Here is a 19,968-nt window from a genome sequence, read left to right as displayed (position 1 = left end):
GAAGGTTATGAAAGTCTGGGCCGTGGCCAATCAAAAAGGTGGGGTGGGCAAGACCACCACCGCAGTGGCCCTGGCTGGCCTGTTGGCGGATCAAGGCCAGCGTGTACTGGTGGTCGATCTTGACCCCCACGGATCGATGACCAGTTATTTCGGTCATGACCCCGATACTCTGACCAGCAGTGTTTTCAACCTGTTCCAGCACAAGGGTCAGGTTCCCGAAGGACTGGCCAAGGCGCTGTTGCTGGAGACCAGTCATGAGAATATTCGGTTACTGCCCTCCAGTACTTCATTGGCCACGCTGGAGCGCCAATCAGCCGCCCAGGGCGGCTTTGGCCTGGTGTTGTCGCGTGCGCTGGCGCAGCTCTGGGATGACTACCAATTTGTCTTGATCGACAGCCCGCCGTTGCTGGGTGTGTCGATGATCAATGCCCTGGCTGCCTGTGAGCAACTGATCATTCCGGTACAGACCGAATTTCTGGCGCTCAAGGGCCTGGAGCGTATGGTGCATACGCTGGATATGGTCAACCGCTCGCGCAAACAGGCACTGCCTTACACCATAGTACCCACATTGTTTGACCGGCGTACCCAGGCATCATTAAGCACACTGCGGATGCTGCGGCGTGATTATCCGGACCACCTGTGGCAGGCTTATGTGCCTATAGATACCAAGCTGCGAGACGCCAGCCGGGCCGGGTTGGTGCCGTCCAGGCTGGATGTCGGCGCACGCGGCGTACTGGCCTACCGGGCACTGTTGCGCTATTTGCTGGCTCAGGCTGTTCCGCGTCGCGAGCAGGTGGCTTGACGCAATTGGTATTAATGCTTGGCGGTTGTCAGCCGATACTGCTTAACAGAGTGATACGAAATCAGGCTGATATAAAACAGCGTGCTGTGCCCCTAACTCAACTCGGGATCTGAAAGACAAGCGAGCCATGACCAAACCCTTGCCCGTACAGCAGTTTGTTCCGCAACAATGCATCCAGAGCTATCTGGATGCATTGTTGCAGGATGCTACCGAGGATCTGAGCCTGGCCGAGCAGCTTGAGGCTGCGCCTGTGCCGGTGGTAGCCGAGCAGCAGGTCGAGGTCTTGGCTGCCCCTGAACTCAATCTTCCGCCGCCAGTCATGGCGCCTGTCGTTCTCGAGCCGCAAGTAGAGCCTGACAGCTCCGTATCCCTGTCCGTATCCCAGTCCGTCCCCCTGGTGGAACAACCACTCTGGCGCGAGCAAGCCTTCGAGGCATTGCTATTTAATGTGGGTGGGCTAACCCTGGCAGTGCCGCTGATCCTGCTTGGAACCATTCATCCGCTGGACAGTGATATCACGCCGTTATTTGGCCAGCCTGATTGGTTCCTGGGTATTATGCCGACCACCGCTGGTAATCTGAAGGTGCTGGACACCGCCCGCTGGGTAATGCCTGAGCGTTACACTCCGGCGCTGCGTGAGAATTTACGCTTTGTCATTTCAGTCCAGGGCCATGACTGGGGGCTTGCCGTGCATGACGTCAGCAAATCGGTCAAACTCATGCCTGAACAGATCAAGTGGCGCTCGCAGGAGGGCAAACGGCCCTGGCTGGCGGGCACCGTTATTGAACATATGTGTGCTCTGGTGGATGTCGCTTCGCTGGCGAGCCTGATAGCCGCCGGGGAAAAAATCCAGCAGGCGGGAAAAACGGCGCGGGCACTGGCGTGAATGCCCTGCACTGAAGATAATGAACAAACTTGGGGCCGGCATCTGAGCCGGATCGGTATCAATGAAGATCGGGAAGCTAGACAATGAAAAATAATACCGCACAGGGCGCTGAAGATCCGATCCTGCAATGGGTGACCTTCCGCCTCGATAACGAAACCTATGGCATCAACGTCATGCAGGTGCAGGAAGTGCTCCGGCATACGGAGATCGCGCCGGTACCTGGTGCGCCTTCTTATGTGCTGGGCATCATTAATCTGCGTGGCAACGTTGTCACCGTCATTGATACCCGCCAGCGCTTCGGCCTGGCGTCGGCACCCATTACCGACAATACCCGAATCGTCATTATCGAGGCGGATAAGCAGGTGGTCGGTATTCTGGTGGACAGCGTTGCCGAGGTGGTCTACCTGCGCCAGTCGGAGATCGAAACCGCACCCAACGTGGGCACTGACGAGTCCGCCAAGTTTATTCAAGGCGTCTGCAACAAAAACGACGAGCTACTGATCCTGGTCGATCTGGAAAAAATGATGACCGAGGATGAGTGGGCCGAGATCCAGGGGTTCTGAGCTCCGTGAACGGATCCGAGGCATGGCTTATGCTGCTACTGGGTCTGGGTCTCGGCGTGATTGTGGCCGTACTGCTGGCGCAGTATTTAGGCTTGAAGCGTCTTGCTGCACGGGTGCAGCAGCAAGACCTTCAGCAAGCCGAGCGGGTGCAGCAGCTGAGAACCGAAGTATTGACCTATCAGCAGGGCAGCATACGCATGGGCGAGGAGCTGGTAGCCTTGCGCGATCAGCTCAAGCGCATCGAAGACAAGCAAATGCGTCTTGAACAGCATGATCCCCAGTCGTTGCCTTACAATCAGGCGGCTCGCCTGGTTGGGCTGGGCGCCAGCGTGGAAGATCTCACCCAGTCCTGCGGCTTGTCCAAGGCGGAAGCTGAACTAGTAGCCAAACTGCACGCCGCACGTAAGCCGTAAACAATAACGCTGCCTCCGGCATTCCCGCGCCAACTCGTCATTCCCGGCCCAGCACCGTCATTCCTGCTCGCAGCATAGCCATTCCCGGCCCAGCACCGTCATTCCTGCCCGCAGCATAGTCATTCCCGGCCCAGCATCGTCATTCCTGCTCGCAGCATAGTCATTCCCGGCCCAGCATCGTCATTCCCGTCCCCATGCCCTTCATTCCCGACCCCAACCCCCGTCATTCCCGCGCAGGCGGGAATCCATTCTGACCTTGAAGCTGACAACGCAGTCCGCAAACAAGAGGCACAACCCCGCTTTTACAAACCGGCCAATGGAGCCCCGCGTTCGCGAGGATGACGGTGGCGGGGAGTTCGGCGTGCGTGCGTGTGTGTGCGACGCGGCGTATTGTAGCGTCAACTAATTCCGGACAACCACGCCGCTGCTGCGGATCATGATCTGCCTAGGCTAGTTTCCAGCTACTGACAATGCCCGCAGCTATTAGCCTGGCTGGCCAGGCTTGTTGGCGCAAGTGCAGTGGCTGGCATTGCAGTACTCAGGTACTGCGGCCGTCATCCTCCTCTGGCGGCACAAACCCTGCTGGTGCCTTGCCTTTGAGATACCAGGCAAAGGCAATAATTTCGGCAATGGTCCGGTACAACGCCTCGGGTATTTGATCGCCGAGTTCCAGGCGCGCCAGCACGCTGGCGAGTTCGGCGTTCTCGTAGATGGGCACCTCGTAGGCCATGGCCAACTCGATAATCTGCTCTGCCAGGTCACCCTCACCTTTGGCCGTCAGCGTGGGCGCCTGATCGCCATCATAGACCAGCGCAATGGCTTCACGTGGCTTGCGCATCATGTCACCTCATCTATCCAGCGTTGCTGCAGAGCCCGATTGGGCTGGGGCGGCGTACCCTGGTGGCAGCTCAGCTCACCCACCTCCAGGCCCTTGGCTAGTAAACGATCACGTAACTGGTTCAGCTCGCTATGCAGAAAAGTCAGGGTTTGCGGCTGCTCAGCCCAGAACTCACTGCTGACTCGGCCCTTGTACAGCTTGGCGATTGCTTGCAGGCTGCCAAGCGGATCAAGATTGAACGCCAGACGTACCTCCCAATGGGGCAGGTGCTCGGTCTGTTTCGCTTCTGCCGACGTATCATCGCGCTGGATGCGCACCTGAACATGGTTGAATTGCTGGCCGTCACGCAGCGGGATTTCCAGTTGCCAGACGGTTTGACTGCTGCCGTCGGAGAACGTCTGTGACTGACCGAGGCTTTGCAACTGATGGTGCTGAATACGCGACAACAGCGCCGCTGTCAGACGCAATAACGCGCCTAGATCCGGTGCGTCGGTCATACCTTGCACCACCCGTGTGGCCACTGGAAAGCCCTGCTGCGCTGGACCTCCGCTGTTTTGTTTCCACGGGCTGAAAGGCAGAGTCAGTTCCTTTATCGCGCTGGGCGAAAGGTGTTGCTGCAGGTTAACTGTCAGATGCAGCAGGGCCGCCTTCAGGTCGGCCCCCGGCAGCGGTGGCGTGGCGGGGCTGACCGGTAGGCTGGACAAGGCGGCGAGCAGTTTACCCAGGGCCGGAGGTTGCGTGGTGCCCGTGCCCGTGCCCGCTGCCAGCGCGGCTGTTTCTGCGCTGGCGCCCTTGAGCAGACCCGCCAACTGGGCCAGATTCGGCTCAAGAAACACGCCGCTGCGTTGCACTGCCTGCGCCACGCCAGCGGGTGTCATTAGTTGCTGCAATGAAGCGACCTGCTGTAGCACCTGGTGCATGGCATTCTGAACACTGGCCGGCATGGCAGGCGCTGTTGCACTGGGGCCCTGGGCGCCGGCTGCGGGCGGCGTAGCAACTTGGCTCAACTGCTCAAGACTCTTGAATAACGGCTCTGAAGAGCCTTGGCGTTGCAGGCTGTCCCGCAGCCCCTGGAGTATTGCCAGTGTCACCTGTTGCCTGGCCGGGTCGGGTACCCGCAGTTCGCCTTGGCTGCCGACCAGCGCGGTAATCAGCGTTCCGGGCTCAAGCGGCTTGGCGCTGGTCAGGTTCAGGGTGCTGCCGCTGGCAGCCCCCTGGAGTAGCCGAGCGATGATGGCAAAGCGTTGCTGTTCTCCCTGGGAGATGGCCTGCTGACTGACTACCTGAGCCTGGACGGCAGAGCCGGGTGGGAACAGTGCTGGGTCCAGGCGGGTGATCAGCTCAGCTGTGGGGGCTTTTGCAGCAGGCTGCAATACAGCCATCAGCTGCGTTTGGCTAATCGCTTGCAACATCAATTGCGCGCCGCTACTGACTGCCCTCGGGCTGGTGGCGACCAATTGTTGTGCGGGTGCGCCCGCGTTTTGCATTACCCTCAATAGCAGTTCAAACTCACTCCCCTTTAGCGTACTTGCAAGCACCTCGGCGCGGGCCGTTTGCCCCGGTGGCAGCAACAGTGCGTCAATCGGACGCAGCAATTGCAAGGCCACCGTAGCAGGCTCTGCCGGTCGGGCCGCAGGCCCCGAAGCAGAGGGGCTCGGGGCGGTCGGGGGAAGTCTGAAGTCTGAGCTCATGTAGTCACATGTTGACGTAAATCACGGTCCTTGTCAGGGGGGCTGTATGTATAATGGCACAGACGTCATGCAGCGCCCGTTGATGTTCAGAATCGGCTGCTGCAAACCAGCACTTGACGCAGCATGAATGGTTAGCGGCTGGCGAGCGTTAAACATGAGTAGATCAGGCCACAGGGCCTGAGAATGTGGGAAAACAGCTTGGAGAACAGGTGAAATCACAGCCCATCACATTGCATCAGCTTGCCTGCGAACGCGACGAGCGTGAGTTGTTTGATGGGCTGTCTCTGCGGCTTGAGCCCGGCCAGGTGCTCCAGGTAGCTGGCCCTAACGGCTCGGGCAAGACCAGCCTGCTGCGTATTCTGGCGGGCTTGTTGCCGCCGGTTGGCGGGGATATTCGTTACGGCGAGCAATCGATTTTTCAGGCGCAAGGGCGCGAGCACTGGCGCCGAGATCGTCTGTTTATCGGCCACGCACCCGCCGTCAAGGGCGCCTTGAGTGCCGAAGAGAATCTGGCCTGGTTATGCGCTTTAAGTCAGCCCGCTACTTCCGCAGCCATCTGGCAGGCGCTTGAGCAAGTGGGCCTGCGCGGATTCGAAGACGTGCCCTGCCAGCATCTGTCTGCTGGGCAGCAACGGCGCGTCGCCTTGGCCAGGCTTTACCTTGAGGCGCATCCGGTATGGATTCTGGACGAACCCTTCACTGCGATTGACCGGGCCGGCGTGGCGGCATTAGAGCAGCATCTGCTTGCGCACGCTGCCGCCGGTGGCACGGTGGTGCTTACGACCCATCACAGCCTGGATCATCTGCACGGCTTGCGGTCCCTTGACCTGGGCCAGGTGGCCTGATGCGGCAGATTGTTTGGCTATTATTCTGCCGGGAATGGCGCTTGGCCTGGCGCCGGCCGGGTGAGTTGTTGAACCCGCTGGTGTTTTTCGCCATCGTCATCAGTCTGTTTCCTCTGGCTGTGGGCCCGGAGCCAGGTATGTTGCGGACCATGGCGCCAGGCGTGATCTGGGTCGCGGCGCTGTTGGCCACGCTGTTGTCGCTGGATGGGCTGTTCCGCAGTGATCACGAGGATGGCTCCCTGGAGCAGTGGGTCCTGTCACCGCACCCGTTGGCGCTCATGGTGCTGGTCAAGGTGCTGCATCATTGGCTGGTCAGTGGCCTGGCGCTGGTGCTGCTAGCGCCGTTGTTTGGGTTGATGCTGTCGCTTCCGGTCTCGGTGCTGCCGATACTTTGTCTGAGTCTGTTTCTGGGTACGCCGGTATTGAGCTTGCTCGGTGCTGTAGGTGCGGCACTGACAGTCGGCCTGAAAAGCGGCGGGGTATTGCTGGCCCTATTGATCCTGCCCCTGTACATTCCGGTGCTGATTCTGGGTACTGGGGCTGTCGAGGCGGCCATGCAGGGCTTGCCGGTCGCAGGTTACGCGTTATGGCTGGGTTGCCTGGCTGTGCTCAGCCTGAGCCTGGCACCGCTGGCGATCGCCGCGGGTCTGCGCATCGGAGTGAGTGAATGAGCGGAGAAGCGGGATAATGAACTGGAGTTTTTTCCACAAGCTGGGTTCGCCCAAATGGTTTTATGACATCAGTGGCCGCTGGTTGCCCTGGTTCGCTGTTGCCACAGTGGTCCTGCTGGGGGTGGGTGTGGTCTGGGGGCTGGTATTTGCTCCGCAGGATTACCAACAAGGCAACAGCTTCCGGATCATCTATATCCATGTGCCGGCCGCCTTTGTCGCTCAATCCTGCTACGTGATGCTGGCCGTGGCGGGCGTAGTGGGCCTGGTCTGGCGCATGAAACTGGCCAACGTGGCTTTGCAATGCGCTGCACCTATCGGCGCCTGGATGACCTTTCTGGCACTGGTTACCGGTGCCATCTGGGGTAAACCGACCTGGGGCACCTACTGGGTCTGGGATGCGCGTCTGACCTCGATGCTTATCCTGCTGTTTCTGTACTTTGGCATTATTGCTTTGGGCCAGGCGATAAGTAATCGTGAGACGGCGGCCAAGGCCACCGCCGTACTGGCGATTGTCGGTGTGGTGAATATTCCGATCATCAAATACTCGGTGGACTGGTGGAACACGCTGCACCAGCCGGCCACCTTTAAGATCACCGAAAAGCCGGCCATGCCGATCGAAATGTGGTTCCCGCTACTGTTGATGGTCTTGGGTTTCTACGCGCTGTTTACCGTTAGTTTGCTGATGCGCATGCGTCTGGAAGTGTTGCGTCGCGAGCACAAGACGCGTTGGGTACGTGACCTGCTGGAGAAGTCCTCATGAGTACATTGACTGAATGGCTGGCCATGGATGGCCATGGACCCTACGTCTGGTCCGCTTATCTGATAACGCTGGTGGTGCTGGCGCTGAATGTTGTGCAGCCGGCGCTGGCTAAACGCAACCTGGTCAGAGCGGCAACGCGGCGTCTGCGACGGGAGGGGTTGTAATGCATCCGCAACGCAAGAAAAAGCTTTGGTTGATTCTGCTGGTGGTCGCTGGCGTAGGTATTGCCGTGGCATTGGCGCTGACTGCCCTGCAACAGAATATCAATCTGTTCTATACGCCGAGTCAGATTGCCGGCGGTGAAGCGCCGGTGGATACCCGCATCCGCGCAGGCGGAATGGTAGTGGAAGGCAGTGTCGCGCGGAACCCCGACAGTCTTGCAGTGCAGTTTGCGGTCACCGATGGAGCCCAGCAGGTGCTGATTTCTTACTCCGGTATCCTCCCAGACCTGTTTCGTGAAGGGCAGGGGATCGTTGCGCTGGGACGTCTGACCGAGGATCGCATGTTGATGGCTGATGAAGTATTGGCCAAGCACGACGAAGAATATATGCCGCCGGAAGTGGCGCAGGCGATGGAAAAAGTTAATCAGATGAAGCTCGATGCCGAAGCGGCATCGAGCTACTAAGTTGGAGGCACGATGATTCCCGAGCTTGGCCAGATTGCCCTGATCATTGCCCTGGTGCTGGCAGTGTTGCAGGCCACCGTACCCCTGTACGGCGCGTGGCGTGGTGACACGCTGGCTATGGGCTTTGCCCAGCCGGCGGCTATTGCCCAGTGCCTGTTTGTGCTGTTCGCCTTTCTTTGCCTGGTGCAGTCCTTTTTGGCCAATGATTTTAGCGTCACTTATGTCGCGCTGAACTCCAACTCGGCGTTGCCCTGGTTTTACCAGATCAGCGCCGTGTGGGGCGGCCATGAAGGCTCGCTGTTGTTGTGGGCGCTGATTTTGTCGGTCTGGACGCTCGCTGTGGCGGTGTTCTCACGCGATTTGCCGGACGAAATGCTCAGCCGTGTGTTGGCCGTGATGGGCATGATCAGCGTTGGCTTCCTGCTGTTCATGTTGATGACCTCCAATCCATTTGATCGCCAACTGCCGTTTTACCCGGCAGACGGAAACGATCTGAATCCCCTGCTGCAGGACTTTGGTCTGATCGTTCATCCGCCGATGCTCTATATGGGTTACGTCGGTTTCTCGGTGGCCTTTGCCTTTGCCATCGCCGCCTTGCTCGGTGGCCGGCTGGATGCCGCCTGGGCGCGTTGGTCACGCCCCTGGACGATTATCGCTTGGGCGTTCCTGACCCTGGGCATCGCGCTGGGCTCCTGGTGGGCCTATTACGAACTGGGTTGGGGCGGTTGGTGGTTCTGGGACCCAGTGGAAAACGCCTCCTTTATGCCTTGGCTGGTGGGTACGGCGCTGATTCACTCGCTGGCGGTGACCGAAAAGCGCGGCGTATTCAAAAGCTGGACCGTGCTGCTGGCGATTGCGACCTTCTCGCTGAGCCTGCTGGGTACCTTCCTGGTTCGCTCCGGGGTATTGACCTCAGTGCATGCCTTCGCCACTGATCCCGAGCGAGGCGTATTTATTCTCGGTTTCCTGCTGGTCGTGGTCGGCGGCTCCTTGCTGTTGTACGCCCTGCGCGCGCCCGTGGTTAAAAGTCAGATCGGCTTTGCGCTCTGGTCGCGGGAGACCTTCCTGCTGATCAATAACGTGATTCTGGTGGTCGCGGCGCTGATGATCCTGCTCGGCACCCTCTATCCGCTGGTACTGGATGCGGTCAGCGGTACGCTGGTGTCGGTGGGCCCGCCGTATTTCAACGCGTTATTCCTGCCGTTGATGGCGCTGCTGATGGCGGCAATGGGCGTAGGCATGCTCAGCCGCTGGAAGGACACGCCGGTTAAATGGCTGTTCAGTCAACTCAAGTGGGTGCTGGCTGGCGCCGCTGTCGCGGCCGTGTTGCTGGCCATTTGGATTGGTGACCATCACCTGGCGGTGGGCAGCATGTTGCTGCTGGTGTTCTGGGTGGTCGGCATGAGCTTCAAGGACATCCGCAACAAGATCCGTCACAAGGGCGCGGTCAAGGGCCTTAGAGGCCTGACCCGCAGCTATTGGGGCATGACCCTGGCGCACATCGGGATCGCCGTCTGTGCGGTGGGTGTGGTGGGTGCCAGCCTGTTCGATAGTCAGCGTGACCTGCGTATGGTGCCTGGCGATCAGTTGGAGCTGGGCGGTTACACCTTCGAGTTTGAAGGTATCCGCCACCTGGAGGGTTCTAACTGGGAGTCCGACAAAGCGGTGGTCAACGTGTTCAAGGGTGATCGGCAGATCACCACCCTGCGGCCGGAAAAGCGTCTGTATACCGTACAGAATCAGCTGATGACCGAAGCGGCGATTCATGCTGGCGTCACTCGTGATCTGTTTGTTGCCATGGGTGAGCCGCTGGGCGGCGATGCCTGGGCCATGCGCGTGCATATCAAGCCTTTCGTGCGCTGGATCTGGCTGGGTGGGTTATTGATGACCTTTGGTGGTTTGCTGGCGGCCAGCGACAAGCGCTATCGGTTGCGCTCACGGCAAGCCAAGGCCGCCAAACTGACTGCGGAGCACAGCCTATGAAGCGGGCATTGATGTTATTGCCGCTAGCGGTGTTCCTGGCGTTGCTGGTGTTCCTGTTCAAGGGCTTATACCTGGACAACGAAAACCTGCCCTCGGTATTGATTGGCAAAGAATTTCCAGCGTTCCAATTGCCCTCGGTGGAAGAAGGGCAGGCCGATATCAGCATGCAGGACCTCAAGGGTAAGCCCTCGCTGGTCAATGTCTGGGCGACCTGGTGCGTGGCCTGCCGGGTTGAGCACCCGGTGCTCAACAAGCTCGCCGAGCAGGGCGTGGTTATCCATGGCGTCAATTACAAGGATGACACCGAAGCGGCGCGCAAGTGGCTGCGTGACCTGCACAACCCCTACCAGTTGAATATCAGCGATCCGCAAGGCCGGCTGGGGTTGGATCTGGGCGTCTATGGCGCGCCGGAGACTTTCCTGGTGGACGCCCAAGGGGTGATCCGCTACAAATTTATCGGCGTGATAGATGAGCGCGTCTGGCAATCTGAACTGGCGCCGCGTTATCAGGCTCTGGTCGAGGAGGCGCAACCATGAAGCGCAGTCTGCTACTGCTATGGGCGCTGGTGTTCTCAGTGTCGGCCCTGGCCGCGATTGATACCTATGAATTTGACACCGAGGAGCAACGCGCGCGCTTTTATCAGCTCAGTAACGAGCTGCGCTGCCCCAAATGTCAGAACCAGAACATCGCCGATTCAAACTCGCCGATTGCCAACGACCTGCGCCGCGAAATCTTCCGCATGCTTGATGACGGCCAGAGCAATGACCAGATCGTCGATTTTATGGTCATGCGCTACGGCGAGTTCGTTCGCTATAAACCGGCGCTGACCGCCCAAACAGCGGTTCTTTGGTTTGCCCCGGCATTTTTTCTGCTGGCCGGTCTGCTCGGGCTGGTAGTCATGCTGCGCCGACGCCAGCGCGCCCTGCGCAGTGCGGCTGGTCAGCATCTGAATGCTGAAGAGCAGCAACGTTTGAAATCCCTGTTGGAGAAGAAGTCGTCCCATGACTGATTTTTGGTTGTTGAGTGTTCTGTTGTTGATCATGGGCGTGCTGGCGGTGATTTGGCCCCTGTGGAAACATCGCCGGCACCAGGCTGTTGATCGCGCCGCGTTGAATGTGGCGCTCTATCAGGAGCGCATGGCAGAGCTGGATGCCCAGGTGGCCGCTGGTGATCTCACCACCCAAGAGCGCGATGACACCCTGGAAGAAGCCAGCCGGCTGCTGCTCGAAGACACCGCCCGCGCGGATGGCGATGAGCGCCCCGGCCGCCGCGGTGGGCCATGGATGTTGATCATTTCCGCCGGGTTATTGCCGCTGATTGTGGTCGGTTTGTACTTTGCCTGGGGCAATCCTGCCGGGTTGAGTCTGTACCGGGACATGCAAACCAGCCCGCAACCGGCGAATCTGGAAGCCATGATTGACCGTATGCAACGCATTACCGAAGTTCAGCCGGAGAACGGCGAGGCCTGGTATATGCTCGGCAGGGCCTACCTGTCGGCGCAGCAGCCGGATCTGGCCGTTAACGCATTCGGGCAAAGCCTCGAGCGTCTGGGCGAACGTCCCGAAGTCCTCGCGCAGCTGGCTCAGGCACGCTTTTTCGCTGCCGGTAATCAGCTCGATAGCCCTGCGGTAGCGGCCCTGAACAAGGCCCTAGAACTGGAGCCACGCGAGCCGACGGCGCTCGGCCTGCTGGGTATCGCCGCGTTTGAAAGTGGCGATTACCCTGCTGCGATCGATTATTGGCAGCGCTTGTTGGCGGGCATGCCGCCGGGCGGAGAAGGCGCTCAAGCGATTCAGGGCGGGATTGACCGCGCTCGCGAGCGCATTGCAGCGGCAGGCGGCGAACAGCCCGCACAGGAAGAACAGAACCTGAGCGAAGTAATCAGTCTGCGTCTTGAATTGAGCGAAGAGGTTGCCGCACAGGTTGATCCCGATGCGGTGATATTCGTCTTTGCCCGCGATCCGGCGGGCCCACCGATGCCGCTGGTAGCACGGCGTTTCAGCGTGGCAGAACTGCCAGTAGATGTGCTGCTGAGCGCGGCTGATGCCATGCTGCCTGACGTCGAGCTGAGCGAAGGGCAGGTGCTGCAACTGACCGCTCGGCTATCACCCACCGGTGATGCGATGCAGGGCTCGCACCAGGGCCAGGTAGATGAGGTGCGCGTAGGTGACCCGCAGGCCGTATTGCTGGTGATCGATCAGGTGATTGATAAGCCCACCGCGTCCGTTCGCTGATTTACCAGACTGCGCCGTTACCAGCACGGCGCAGTCCGCTGTATCCGCAGCCAGAATCAGACCCCGAAGACCCAGCCTACCAGCACGTATCCCGCCAGTGTCACCAGCACAATACCTAGCAGATTCAACGCAAAGCCGGCCTTGATCATGTCACTGATATGCATATGACCGCTGCCGAACACGATGGCGTTGGGCGGCGTGGCAACCGGCATCATAAAGGCACAGCTAGCGGCGATGGCAGCGGGCACGGTGAAGAACACCGGCGACACGTCCTGCGACATCGCCAGCGCCCCGAGTAACGGCAGGAAAGCAGCGGCCGTTGCGGTGTTGCTGGTCACCTCGGTTAGGAAGATGATGACCGTCACCACCAGGGCGATCATCAGCAAGGCCGGCAGCATACCCAACACACCCAGGCTTTCGGCGATCCAGGTGGCCAGGCCAGAACTGCTGATAGCGCCCGCCAGCGCCAACCCACCACCGAACAGCAGCAATACGCCCCAGGGCATATCCTTGGCCGTATCCCAATCCATCAAAAACACCCGATCTCGCGGACTCACCGGAATCAGAAACATGATGATGGCCGCGGCAATGGCGATCACGGTGTCGTTCAGCCAGGGAACCAGATTGGCCGAGAGCAGGGGCTGGAATATCCAGGCCATGGCGGTGCAAACGAAGACGATGCCTACCAGCTTCTCGCCCAGGCTCATGGAGCCCAGCGCATTAAGCTGATCGCGCAGCCCGGCTGAGCTCTGCGCCGACTCTTCGGCCAGCCCGAAGTCCCGGCGCGCCAGCCAGAACCAGATGGCTACCAGCATGGACACTGACACCGGCACGCCGATCAGCATCCACTGGGCAAAGCCAATGTCGATACCCTGATTCTCAGCCAGGTAGGCCGCTAGCAGCGCGTTCGGCGGGGTACCGATCAAAGTGGCGATACCGCCAACGCTTGCGGCATAGGCAATCGCCAGCAACAGGGCTGTGGCAAAACGGCGTACCGCTTCCGGGTTGGCGGAGCCCATCATGCTGATGACCGACAGACCAATCGGCAGCATCATGATGGTGGTAGCGGTATTGCTGACCCACATGCTCAGAAAGGCGGTGGCGATCATGAAGCCGGCAATTTGTCGGCGTGGCTGGCTACCGACCGCAAGCAAGGTCATCAGTGCAATACGCTTGTGCAGATTCCAGCGTTGCATGGCCAGGCCAAGCACAAAGCCGCCCATAAACAGAAAAATGATCGGGTTGGCGTAGGGCGTAGTCGCACTGGCCACCGTGCCTAACCCCAGTGCGGGGATCAGTACAATCGGCAACAGCGCCGTGGCGGGGATGGCGATGGCCTCGGTGGACCACCAGGTGGCCATCAGCAGCATCATGCCCAGAGCCAGCCAGGCTTCGTTGGACATGCCCCCCGGTGCGGGAAACACCAGCGTGGCAAGGAGGAAGAAGGTGCCGAGTATCAGGCCGATAATACGGCTGGCTGGCAAACCCTGTGGGGCATCGGAGGATGCATCGATAGACATTGAAGGCTTCCGCTTACAGAGGTGATGACGTTCAGGATTGAACGTCGTTAAGGGTAAAGGATAGCAAGGCGCCGGCCAGACCGATGCCCGACAGTAGCAGCAACATGCCGGCGGCGCCGATCAGCGAGCTAAGCAAGCCGAATAGCCCGGTAAAGAGTAACAACAAGCCGATGATGCTGTTACCAACGGCGACATAATCGGTGCGCTTATTGCCGCCGGCCATGTCCAGCACATAGGTCTTGCGTCCTACGCGAACTCCGGCATGGGCAATGCCGAGGATAAAGAATGCCAGCGGAAACAGCCAGGCGTGCAGTATCTGCGGCAGTTCCACCCACCAATGCACTGCCACCACCGCAGGCCCCAGCAAGCTGGCAAGAAGCGCCGCACGAATCAGCACCTGCTTGCTCGACTTGTCGGCCATGCGCCCCCAGAACAGCGCGCTCAGGCTGCTGGCCAGGCCATTGGCAACCAGAAAGGCGCCGAGCATACCCAGGCCGCTGTTCAGGTCCTGGCCCAGGAGCACGTAATAGGGCGCGGACAGGGCCGAACACAGCAGCAACGCACGGGTAATGACAAAGCGCCGGAAGGGCGCATCGTCGCGCATCAGACTGATCTTGCCCAGCGCCTGGCGCACGGCGTTGTCACCGCCCTCTGTTGCCCCGGGCGCTTCCTCGATCAGTCGATAGATCAGGCTGGCGGCAACCCAGAGCAACGCCGAGGTGATTAGCAAGAGAGCGTAGAACAGCGTGTCGTCATCGGCCGGCGGCCAGATCATGCAATAAACGCCGAACGCCAGCGCCAGCCACCCTGAGAGGCTGCTGGCCAGGCCATTCAGGCGGCCGCGGCGGGTTTTGGGCACGGTTTTGCCAATCACATCCTTGCTCGCCACCGAACACAAGCCGCGGGCCAGGCTGAACACCACCAGACAACCGAGAATCATCAGCCCGGCCAACAGGCCGCTGGTAAGCCAGGCCGCAGTGCCCATGGCCAGCAGGGCCGCGGCCTGTACCAGACTGCCGGCAATCCATACGCTCTTGCGCTTTTGCAGCTGCCGCACATAGGCGGCGATAAACAGTTGCGGCAGCATCGAGCCCGATTCGCGGATCGGCACCAGCCAAGCGACCAGCGCCACTGGCGCGCCGACGACGCCCATCAGCCAGGCCAGGGTGGTCTTCGGATTGGTCAGGGTGTCGCCCAGGGTCGTCAGGGTAGTAGCCGCGACCTGACGAAAGAAATTCTCTGGCACATTGCTGCAGGCACTATCAGGGATATCCTTGCAAACGCGGGTATCCTCTTCTTCCATCAGGCTGCTGTAGAGTTGATCCATATCCGCTGGCAAGGGCATGCAGGCATTCGCTTCAACAAGGTGATAATTGGGCTGCTTCGAGGGCGCCGGCAATTTTGCCGTACCGCGTGCTGCTTGGCCATCTTTACAGTGCCTGCGCACAGGGTATTTCGGCCATAGGGCTTCTCATGGACCGCCTTAGTGGGTAAAAATGCAGGTTTGAGCGACAATCCTCAAGGACAGATGACTCAATGCGATTGAAATGCATCAAATTGGCGGGGTTCAAGTCCTTCGTGGACCCTACCACGGTGTTTTTCCCGACCAACATGGGCGCGGTGGTCGGCCCGAACGGTTGTGGCAAATCCAACATCATCGATGCGGTGCGCTGGGTCATGGGCGAAAGCTCGGCAAAGAACCTGCGTGGCGAATCGATGACCGATGTCATTTTCAATGGCTCCAATTCGCGCAAACCCGTCAGTCAGGCATCCATCGAGCTGATCTTCGACAACAGCGATGGCACACTCAAGGGCGAGTATGCCGGCTATAACGAAATATCCATCCGCCGCAAAGTCACCCGCGAAGCACAGAACCAGTATTACCTGAACGGCACCAAGTGCCGGCGCCGGGATATTACCGACATTTTCCTCGGTACCGGTCTGGGCCCACGCAGCTACTCGATTATTGAACAGGGCATGATCTCCAAACTGATCGAGGCCAAGCCTGATGAGTTGCGGTTATTTATCGAGGAGGCCGCTGGCATCTCCAAGTACAAGGAGCGCCGCCGCGAAACCGAGAACCGCATACGCCGTACCCATGAGAACCTCGCGCGCCTGACCGATCTGCGCGAAGAGCTGGAGCGGCAACTGGCGCATCTACAGCGTCAGGCCCAGGCGGCCGAGAAGTACAAGGAATTCAAGGCCGAAGAACGCCAGCTCAAAGCCCAGCTGCAAGCGTTGCGCTGGCTGGCGATGGACGCTCAGACGGTGGAACGCGAGCATCGGGTGCGCGAGCTGGAGATCGGCATGGAAGCGCTGATTGCCGAGCAGCGCAATGCCGACAGCGAAGTGGAAAAACAGCGCGACCAGCATGCGGATCTGACCGACTCTTTCAATCAGGCTCAAGCCCGGTATTACAGTGTTGGCGCGGATATCAGCCGGATCGAACAGGTGCTGCAGTTTAATCGCGACCGGCAGCGGCAGCTCTATGACGATATGGAGCAGACCGAGCAGGCCTGGCAGGAGGCGCAGAGTCACCTGAGTCAGGACCAGGCATTGCTCGCTGATTTGCACAATGAGCTGGCTGAAATCGAACCTGAACTGGAGATGGCCAGCGCCGCAGATGAAGACACCTCTGGCCTGTTGCAGACCGCCGAAGAAGCCATGCAGAGCTGGCAGTCGGCCTGGGACCAGTTCAACCAACAAGCCGCTGCCCCGCGCCAGCAGGCAGAAGTCGAGCAATCACGTATTCGCCATCTGGAGCAAGCAATAGAACGCCTCAGTGAGCGTATCCAGCGCCTTGAGGATGAGCGCAGCGGCTTGACTGCCGGGCCGCTGGACGACGAACTGGCCGAACTCGGCGAGCAGCTTGCCGAGATGGAATTGCGTAGCGAAAGCGAACAGCAGCAATTGGAAGACCTGTCCGAGGGGCTTCAGCAAGAACGTGAGACCCTTAACGCGCTGCATCAGGAACGCGATATCCGTCGCGGCGAGATACAACGCAGCAGCGGCCGACTGGCATCGCTGGAGGCGTTGCAGCAGGCCGCGTTGGACCATGGCCAGGGTGTGCGCCAATGGTTGCAGGAGCAGGGCTTGCAGGGCCTCCCGCACCTGGCGGAACAGCTGCAGGTGGATAGCGGTTGGGAGCGCGCAGTAGAGACCGTATTGGGTGATGACCTGCAAGCAGTGAGTCTGGACGATCTCAATAGTGTGGCAGCCACCCTGGGCGCGTTTGACCAGGGCAGTTTGCGCCTGCTCGAGAATCAAGCACTTGTGGCGGTTAACCGCGGGGGGCCGAGCCTGCTGGACAAAGTCCGCTGCCCGGTAGACCTGCGTGCCTGGCTTGGCACGGTGCGTACCGCCGACAGCCTGGAACAGGCGCTGGCGCTGCGCCAGGAGTTGGCCGCGCATGAATCGGTGATTACCCTTGAGGGTCATTGGCTGGGGCCGAACTGGTTGCGTTACCAGCGCGGTGAGGCCAACGAAGCCGGTGTATTGGCGCGTCAGCAGGAAATCGACAGCCTGGAAGCGCGCACCGCCGAGCAGGAGGCCGCACTGGAAGAAGACAATAGACGCGTCGACGCCTTGCGCGAACGAATTCGCCAACTTGAGCAGCAGCGCGATGGGCTGCAGCAGGGGCTGGCCGCCCAGAGCCGTGAGCAGGGCGATCTCAAGGCGCAGTGGTCGGCGCGGCAGGTGCGCCTGGAGCAGGTCAACGCCCGGCGCCAACGCATCACCGACGATCTTGAAGATATCAAGGCGCAACGCAGTGACGAGCAGGAGCAGATCGGTGAGGCGCGCATGACCTTGCAGGCCGCCCTTGATCATATGGCCGCCGATGCCGGTCAGCGCGAAGAACTGCTGCGCCAGCGGGATCAGGTTCGCGAAGGGCTGGACCACGCCCGCCAGCACGCGCGCCAACACAAGGACAAGGCCCATCAACTGGCGCTGCGCGTGCAGTCCTTGCGCGCCCAGCAGGATTCGACCAGTCAAGGGCTCGAGCGTTTGACGGCGCAGGCCGAGCGCTTAGGCGAGCGCCGTGAACAGCTGAAAATGACCATCGAGGAAAGTCAGGCCCCGGAAGAGGATCAGCGTATCGAGCTGGAAAGCCTGCTCGAGCAACGTATTCAGGTTGAAAAAGACCTGACTCAAGCGCGTCAGGCGGTGGAAGCGGTCGATCAGCAAATGCGTGAGCAGGACCGGCGCCGTACCCAGGCCGAACAGCAGGCCCAACTGTTGCGTGGGCAACTGGACGAGCAGCGCCTGATCGCCCGCGACCTGCAAACCCGCCGTCAGGGGTTGCAGGAGCAGTTGCTGGAATTAGGCTACGATCTCAAGGCCGTGCTCGAACTCCTGCCTGAAGGCGCCACCGAGGCCGATTGGGATCAACAATTGGGCCAGCTGGATGCACGTATTCAGCGGCTGGGTGCCATCAATCTGGCGGCCATCGACGAGTATCAGCAGCAATCCGAGCGTAAACGTTATCTGGATGCGCAGAATGCTGACCTGGACGAGGCGCTAAATACGCTGGAACAGGTGATCCGCAAGATCGACAAGGAAACCCGCAGCCGCTTCAAGGAAACCTTCGACAAGATAAATCATGGATTGCAGGCGCTGTTTCCCAAGGTATTTGGCGGCGGCCATGCCTATTTGGAGCTGACCGGCGACGATCTGCTCGATACCGGCGTGACCATCATGGCCCGGCCGCCGGGCAAGAAGAACAGCACCATCCACCTGCTGTCCGGTGGGGAAAAGGCGCTGACGGCGATTGCGCTGGTGTTTTCCATCTTCCAGCTCAACCCTTCACCGTTCTGCATGCTCGACGAAGTTGACGCGCCGCTGGACGACGCCAACGTCGGGCGTTATGCGCGAATTGTTAAAGAGATGTCGAAGCGAGTGCAATTCATTTACATTACTCATAACAAAATAGCGATGGAAATGGCCGACCAACTGCTCGGCGTTACTATGCATGAACCTGGTTGCTCCAGGCTGGTCACAGTAGACGTAGAAGAGGCTGCGGCACTGGCAGCAGTGTAAAGCTGCGCGCTGGCATGTTAATGTCACAGCATCAACTTACTTTAAGGTTCGTGCCCAAGGGCTTGAGCCAGAACAGAATCAGAAGAACAGGGTCAGGATATTCATGGATTTCGGTTTGCGTGAGTGGCTCATCATTATCGGCCTACTGGTAATCGCCGGCATTCTGTTTGACGGCTGGCGGCGTATGGGTGGTCGTTCGAAAATCCGTTTCAAGCTGGATCGCAGCGTCAAAGACCTGCCTGATCCGGAAGAGGCTGCTGACCTGCTAGGCCCGCCCCGCGTGGTCGGCCGGCATGAGCGCCAGGAACGCCACGAGCGCGAGGAACCATCCTTCGATGAGGATGATTTCGACTCGGAACCGGCCTTGCAGATGCCTGCGGAAAAGCGTCAGCCGGAGCAGGTTGGCCTGGATCTGGAAGAGCCAGCTCCTCCGGTATTGCTTGATCCCTTGGGTGCCAGCGGTATGACCGCAAAGCCGACCAAACCCGGCAAACCTGCCAAGTCGCCTGAAGCCAAAGCCCCGATCAAGTCAACTGACGGGGAGCCGCCGAAAAAAGAAGCGGCGCCGGTTGAAGAGGTGCTGGTCATTAACGTGATCGCCCGCGATGAAGAAGGATTCGCTGGCTCAGCGCTACTGCAGAGCATTCTGGAGAGCGGCTTGCGCCATGGTGAAATGAATATTTTTCACCGGCACGAAAGCATGAGCGGGAATGGCGACGTGCTGTTTTCCATGGCCAATGCCTTGAAGCCCGGCGTATTCGATCTGGACGAGATGGACCACACGCGCGTGCGTGCCGTCAGCTTCTTCATGGGCCTGCCCGGCCCTCGGCACCCCAAACAAGCCCTGGATCTGATGATCGCTGCCGCGCGTAAACTGGCCCACGAACTGGGCGGCGACCTTAAGGACGAACAACGCAGCGTCCTTACCGCGCAAACTATCGAGCACTACCGCCTGCGCATCGCCGAGTTTGAGCGCAAGCATTACAGCATGCGGCGCTGAATTAGGCCCTCCCAAACCCATCGCGGCGAGGCCGCCGCTCCCACCCTGGCCGTGCGCACATAAAGGCTCCGGCACTAGACCCGGTAGGAGCGGCGGCCCC

At 59.9% G+C, this 19,968-nt stretch carries 19 protein-coding genes; 15 read left to right on the top strand and 4 right to left on the bottom strand.

The genetic code is table 11. The features are described from left to right. The first annotated feature begins 7 nt into the window (after positions 1–7). The 4 genes from K787_RS0115885 (at position 8) to K787_RS0115870 (ending at position 2,664) form a co-directional block, all read left to right on the top strand. Positions 8–802, top strand: a complete 795-nt coding sequence (locus K787_RS0115885; protein WP_022963800.1) for a ParA family protein — start codon at positions 8–10, stop codon at positions 800–802. Between the two features lie 127 nt (positions 803–929). Further along, a complete protein-coding gene (locus tag K787_RS0115880; protein WP_022963799.1) occupies positions 930–1,688 on the top strand; it encodes a chemotaxis protein CheW in 759 nt (252 codons plus the stop codon). Positions 1,689–1,771: 83 nt separating this feature from the next. Further along, positions 1,772–2,251 carry a chemotaxis protein CheW gene (locus K787_RS0115875; RefSeq protein WP_022963798.1) on the top strand — a complete coding sequence of 160 codons (480 nt, stop codon included), beginning with the start codon at positions 1,772–1,774 and terminating at the stop codon, positions 2,249–2,251. 29 nt (positions 2,252–2,280) lie between these two features. Further along, on the top strand, positions 2,281–2,664 hold the full coding sequence (locus K787_RS0115870) for a DUF2802 domain-containing protein (protein WP_022963797.1): 384 nt from the start codon (positions 2,281–2,283) through the stop codon (positions 2,662–2,664). A 538-nt stretch (positions 2,665–3,202) separates the two neighbouring features. On the opposite strand, the gene K787_RS0115865 is transcribed toward K787_RS0115870, so the two are convergent. Together K787_RS0115865 and fliK are read right to left on the bottom strand one after the other, a co-directional pair. Further along, a complete protein-coding gene (locus tag K787_RS0115865; RefSeq protein ID WP_152486857.1) occupies positions 3,203–3,505 on the bottom strand; it encodes an EscU/YscU/HrcU family type III secretion system export apparatus switch protein in 303 nt (100 codons plus the stop codon). Continuing rightward, positions 3,502–5,109, bottom strand: a complete 1,608-nt coding sequence (gene fliK / locus K787_RS24375; RefSeq protein ID WP_022963795.1) for a flagellar hook-length control protein FliK — start codon at positions 5,107–5,109, stop codon at positions 3,502–3,504. Before fliK ends, K787_RS0115865 begins: the two co-directional genes overlap by 4 nt. A 293-nt stretch (positions 5,110–5,402) precedes the next feature. Here fliK and ccmA point away from each other — a divergent pair, with 293 nt between their 5' ends. The 9 genes from ccmA to ccmI are packed head-to-tail and all read left to right on the top strand — an operon-like array spanning position 5,403 to position 12,311. Next, positions 5,403–6,038: a cytochrome c biogenesis heme-transporting ATPase CcmA gene (gene ccmA / locus K787_RS0115855; protein ID WP_022963794.1), complete on the top strand. Its 636-nt coding sequence runs from the start codon at positions 5,403–5,405 to the stop codon at positions 6,036–6,038. Next, positions 6,038–6,709, top strand: coding sequence for a heme exporter protein CcmB (gene ccmB / locus K787_RS0115850; protein WP_022963793.1), 672 nt, complete (start codon positions 6,038–6,040; stop codon positions 6,707–6,709). The genes ccmA and ccmB overlap by 1 nt, the downstream gene beginning before the upstream one ends. 13 nt (positions 6,710–6,722) lie before the next feature. Next, a complete protein-coding gene (locus K787_RS0115845) occupies positions 6,723–7,469 on the top strand; it encodes a heme ABC transporter permease (protein WP_152486858.1) in 747 nt (248 codons plus the stop codon). Next, positions 7,466–7,633 (top strand): heme exporter protein CcmD, encoded by a 168-nt coding sequence (gene ccmD, locus K787_RS0115840; protein WP_022963791.1) that lies wholly within the window; start codon positions 7,466–7,468, stop codon positions 7,631–7,633. The genes K787_RS0115845 and ccmD overlap by 4 nt, the downstream gene beginning before the upstream one ends. Next, the gene (ccmE, locus tag K787_RS0115835) at positions 7,633–8,094 is read left to right on the top strand and encodes a cytochrome c maturation protein CcmE (protein ID WP_022963790.1); all 462 of its coding nucleotides are present in this window, start codon (positions 7,633–7,635) and stop codon (positions 8,092–8,094) included. Before ccmD ends, ccmE begins: the two co-directional genes overlap by 1 nt. Before the next feature lie 12 nt (positions 8,095–8,106). Continuing rightward, positions 8,107–10,077 (top strand): heme lyase CcmF/NrfE family subunit, encoded by a 1,971-nt coding sequence (locus K787_RS0115830; RefSeq protein WP_022963789.1) that lies wholly within the window; start codon positions 8,107–8,109, stop codon positions 10,075–10,077. Then, positions 10,074–10,613 carry a DsbE family thiol:disulfide interchange protein gene (locus K787_RS0115825; RefSeq protein ID WP_022963788.1) on the top strand — a complete coding sequence of 180 codons (540 nt, stop codon included), beginning with the start codon at positions 10,074–10,076 and terminating at the stop codon, positions 10,611–10,613. The genes K787_RS0115830 and K787_RS0115825 overlap by 4 nt, the downstream gene beginning before the upstream one ends. Continuing rightward, positions 10,610–11,086 carry a cytochrome c-type biogenesis protein gene (locus K787_RS0115820; protein ID WP_022963787.1) on the top strand — a complete coding sequence of 159 codons (477 nt, stop codon included), beginning with the start codon at positions 10,610–10,612 and terminating at the stop codon, positions 11,084–11,086. Before K787_RS0115825 ends, K787_RS0115820 begins: the two co-directional genes overlap by 4 nt. Continuing rightward, positions 11,079–12,311, top strand: coding sequence for a c-type cytochrome biogenesis protein CcmI (gene ccmI / locus K787_RS0115815; RefSeq protein ID WP_022963786.1), 1,233 nt, complete (start codon positions 11,079–11,081; stop codon positions 12,309–12,311). Before K787_RS0115820 ends, ccmI begins: the two co-directional genes overlap by 8 nt. 56 nt (positions 12,312–12,367) lie before the next feature. Here ccmI and K787_RS0115810 read toward each other — a convergent pair whose 3' ends face one another. Beyond that, entirely contained in the window at positions 12,368–13,831 is a 1,464-nt protein-coding gene (locus K787_RS0115810) for an SLC13 family permease (RefSeq protein ID WP_022963785.1), read from the bottom strand. A 31-nt stretch (positions 13,832–13,862) separates the two neighbouring features. Beyond that, on the bottom strand, positions 13,863–15,176 hold the full coding sequence (locus K787_RS0115805; protein ID WP_022963784.1) for an MFS transporter: 1,314 nt from the start codon (positions 15,174–15,176) through the stop codon (positions 13,863–13,865). Between the two features lie 191 nt (positions 15,177–15,367). Between K787_RS0115805 and smc the strand changes: the two genes are divergently transcribed. Both smc and zipA read left to right on the top strand, forming a co-directional pair. Next, positions 15,368–18,868 carry a chromosome segregation protein SMC gene (smc, locus tag K787_RS0115800; RefSeq protein WP_022963783.1) on the top strand — a complete coding sequence of 1,167 codons (3,501 nt, stop codon included), beginning with the start codon at positions 15,368–15,370 and terminating at the stop codon, positions 18,866–18,868. Positions 18,869–18,971: 103 nt separating this feature from the next. Continuing rightward, the gene (gene zipA / locus K787_RS0115795; RefSeq protein ID WP_022963782.1) at positions 18,972–19,868 is read left to right on the top strand and encodes a cell division protein ZipA; all 897 of its coding nucleotides are present in this window, start codon (positions 18,972–18,974) and stop codon (positions 19,866–19,868) included. Positions 19,869–19,968: the final 100 nt, after the last annotated feature.

The organism is Halopseudomonas pelagia CL-AP6, from assembly GCF_000410875.1.
GTDB lineage: Bacteria > Pseudomonadota > Gammaproteobacteria > Pseudomonadales > Pseudomonadaceae > Halopseudomonas > Halopseudomonas pelagia.
This window is presented reverse-complemented; position numbering and strand designations above follow the sequence as displayed.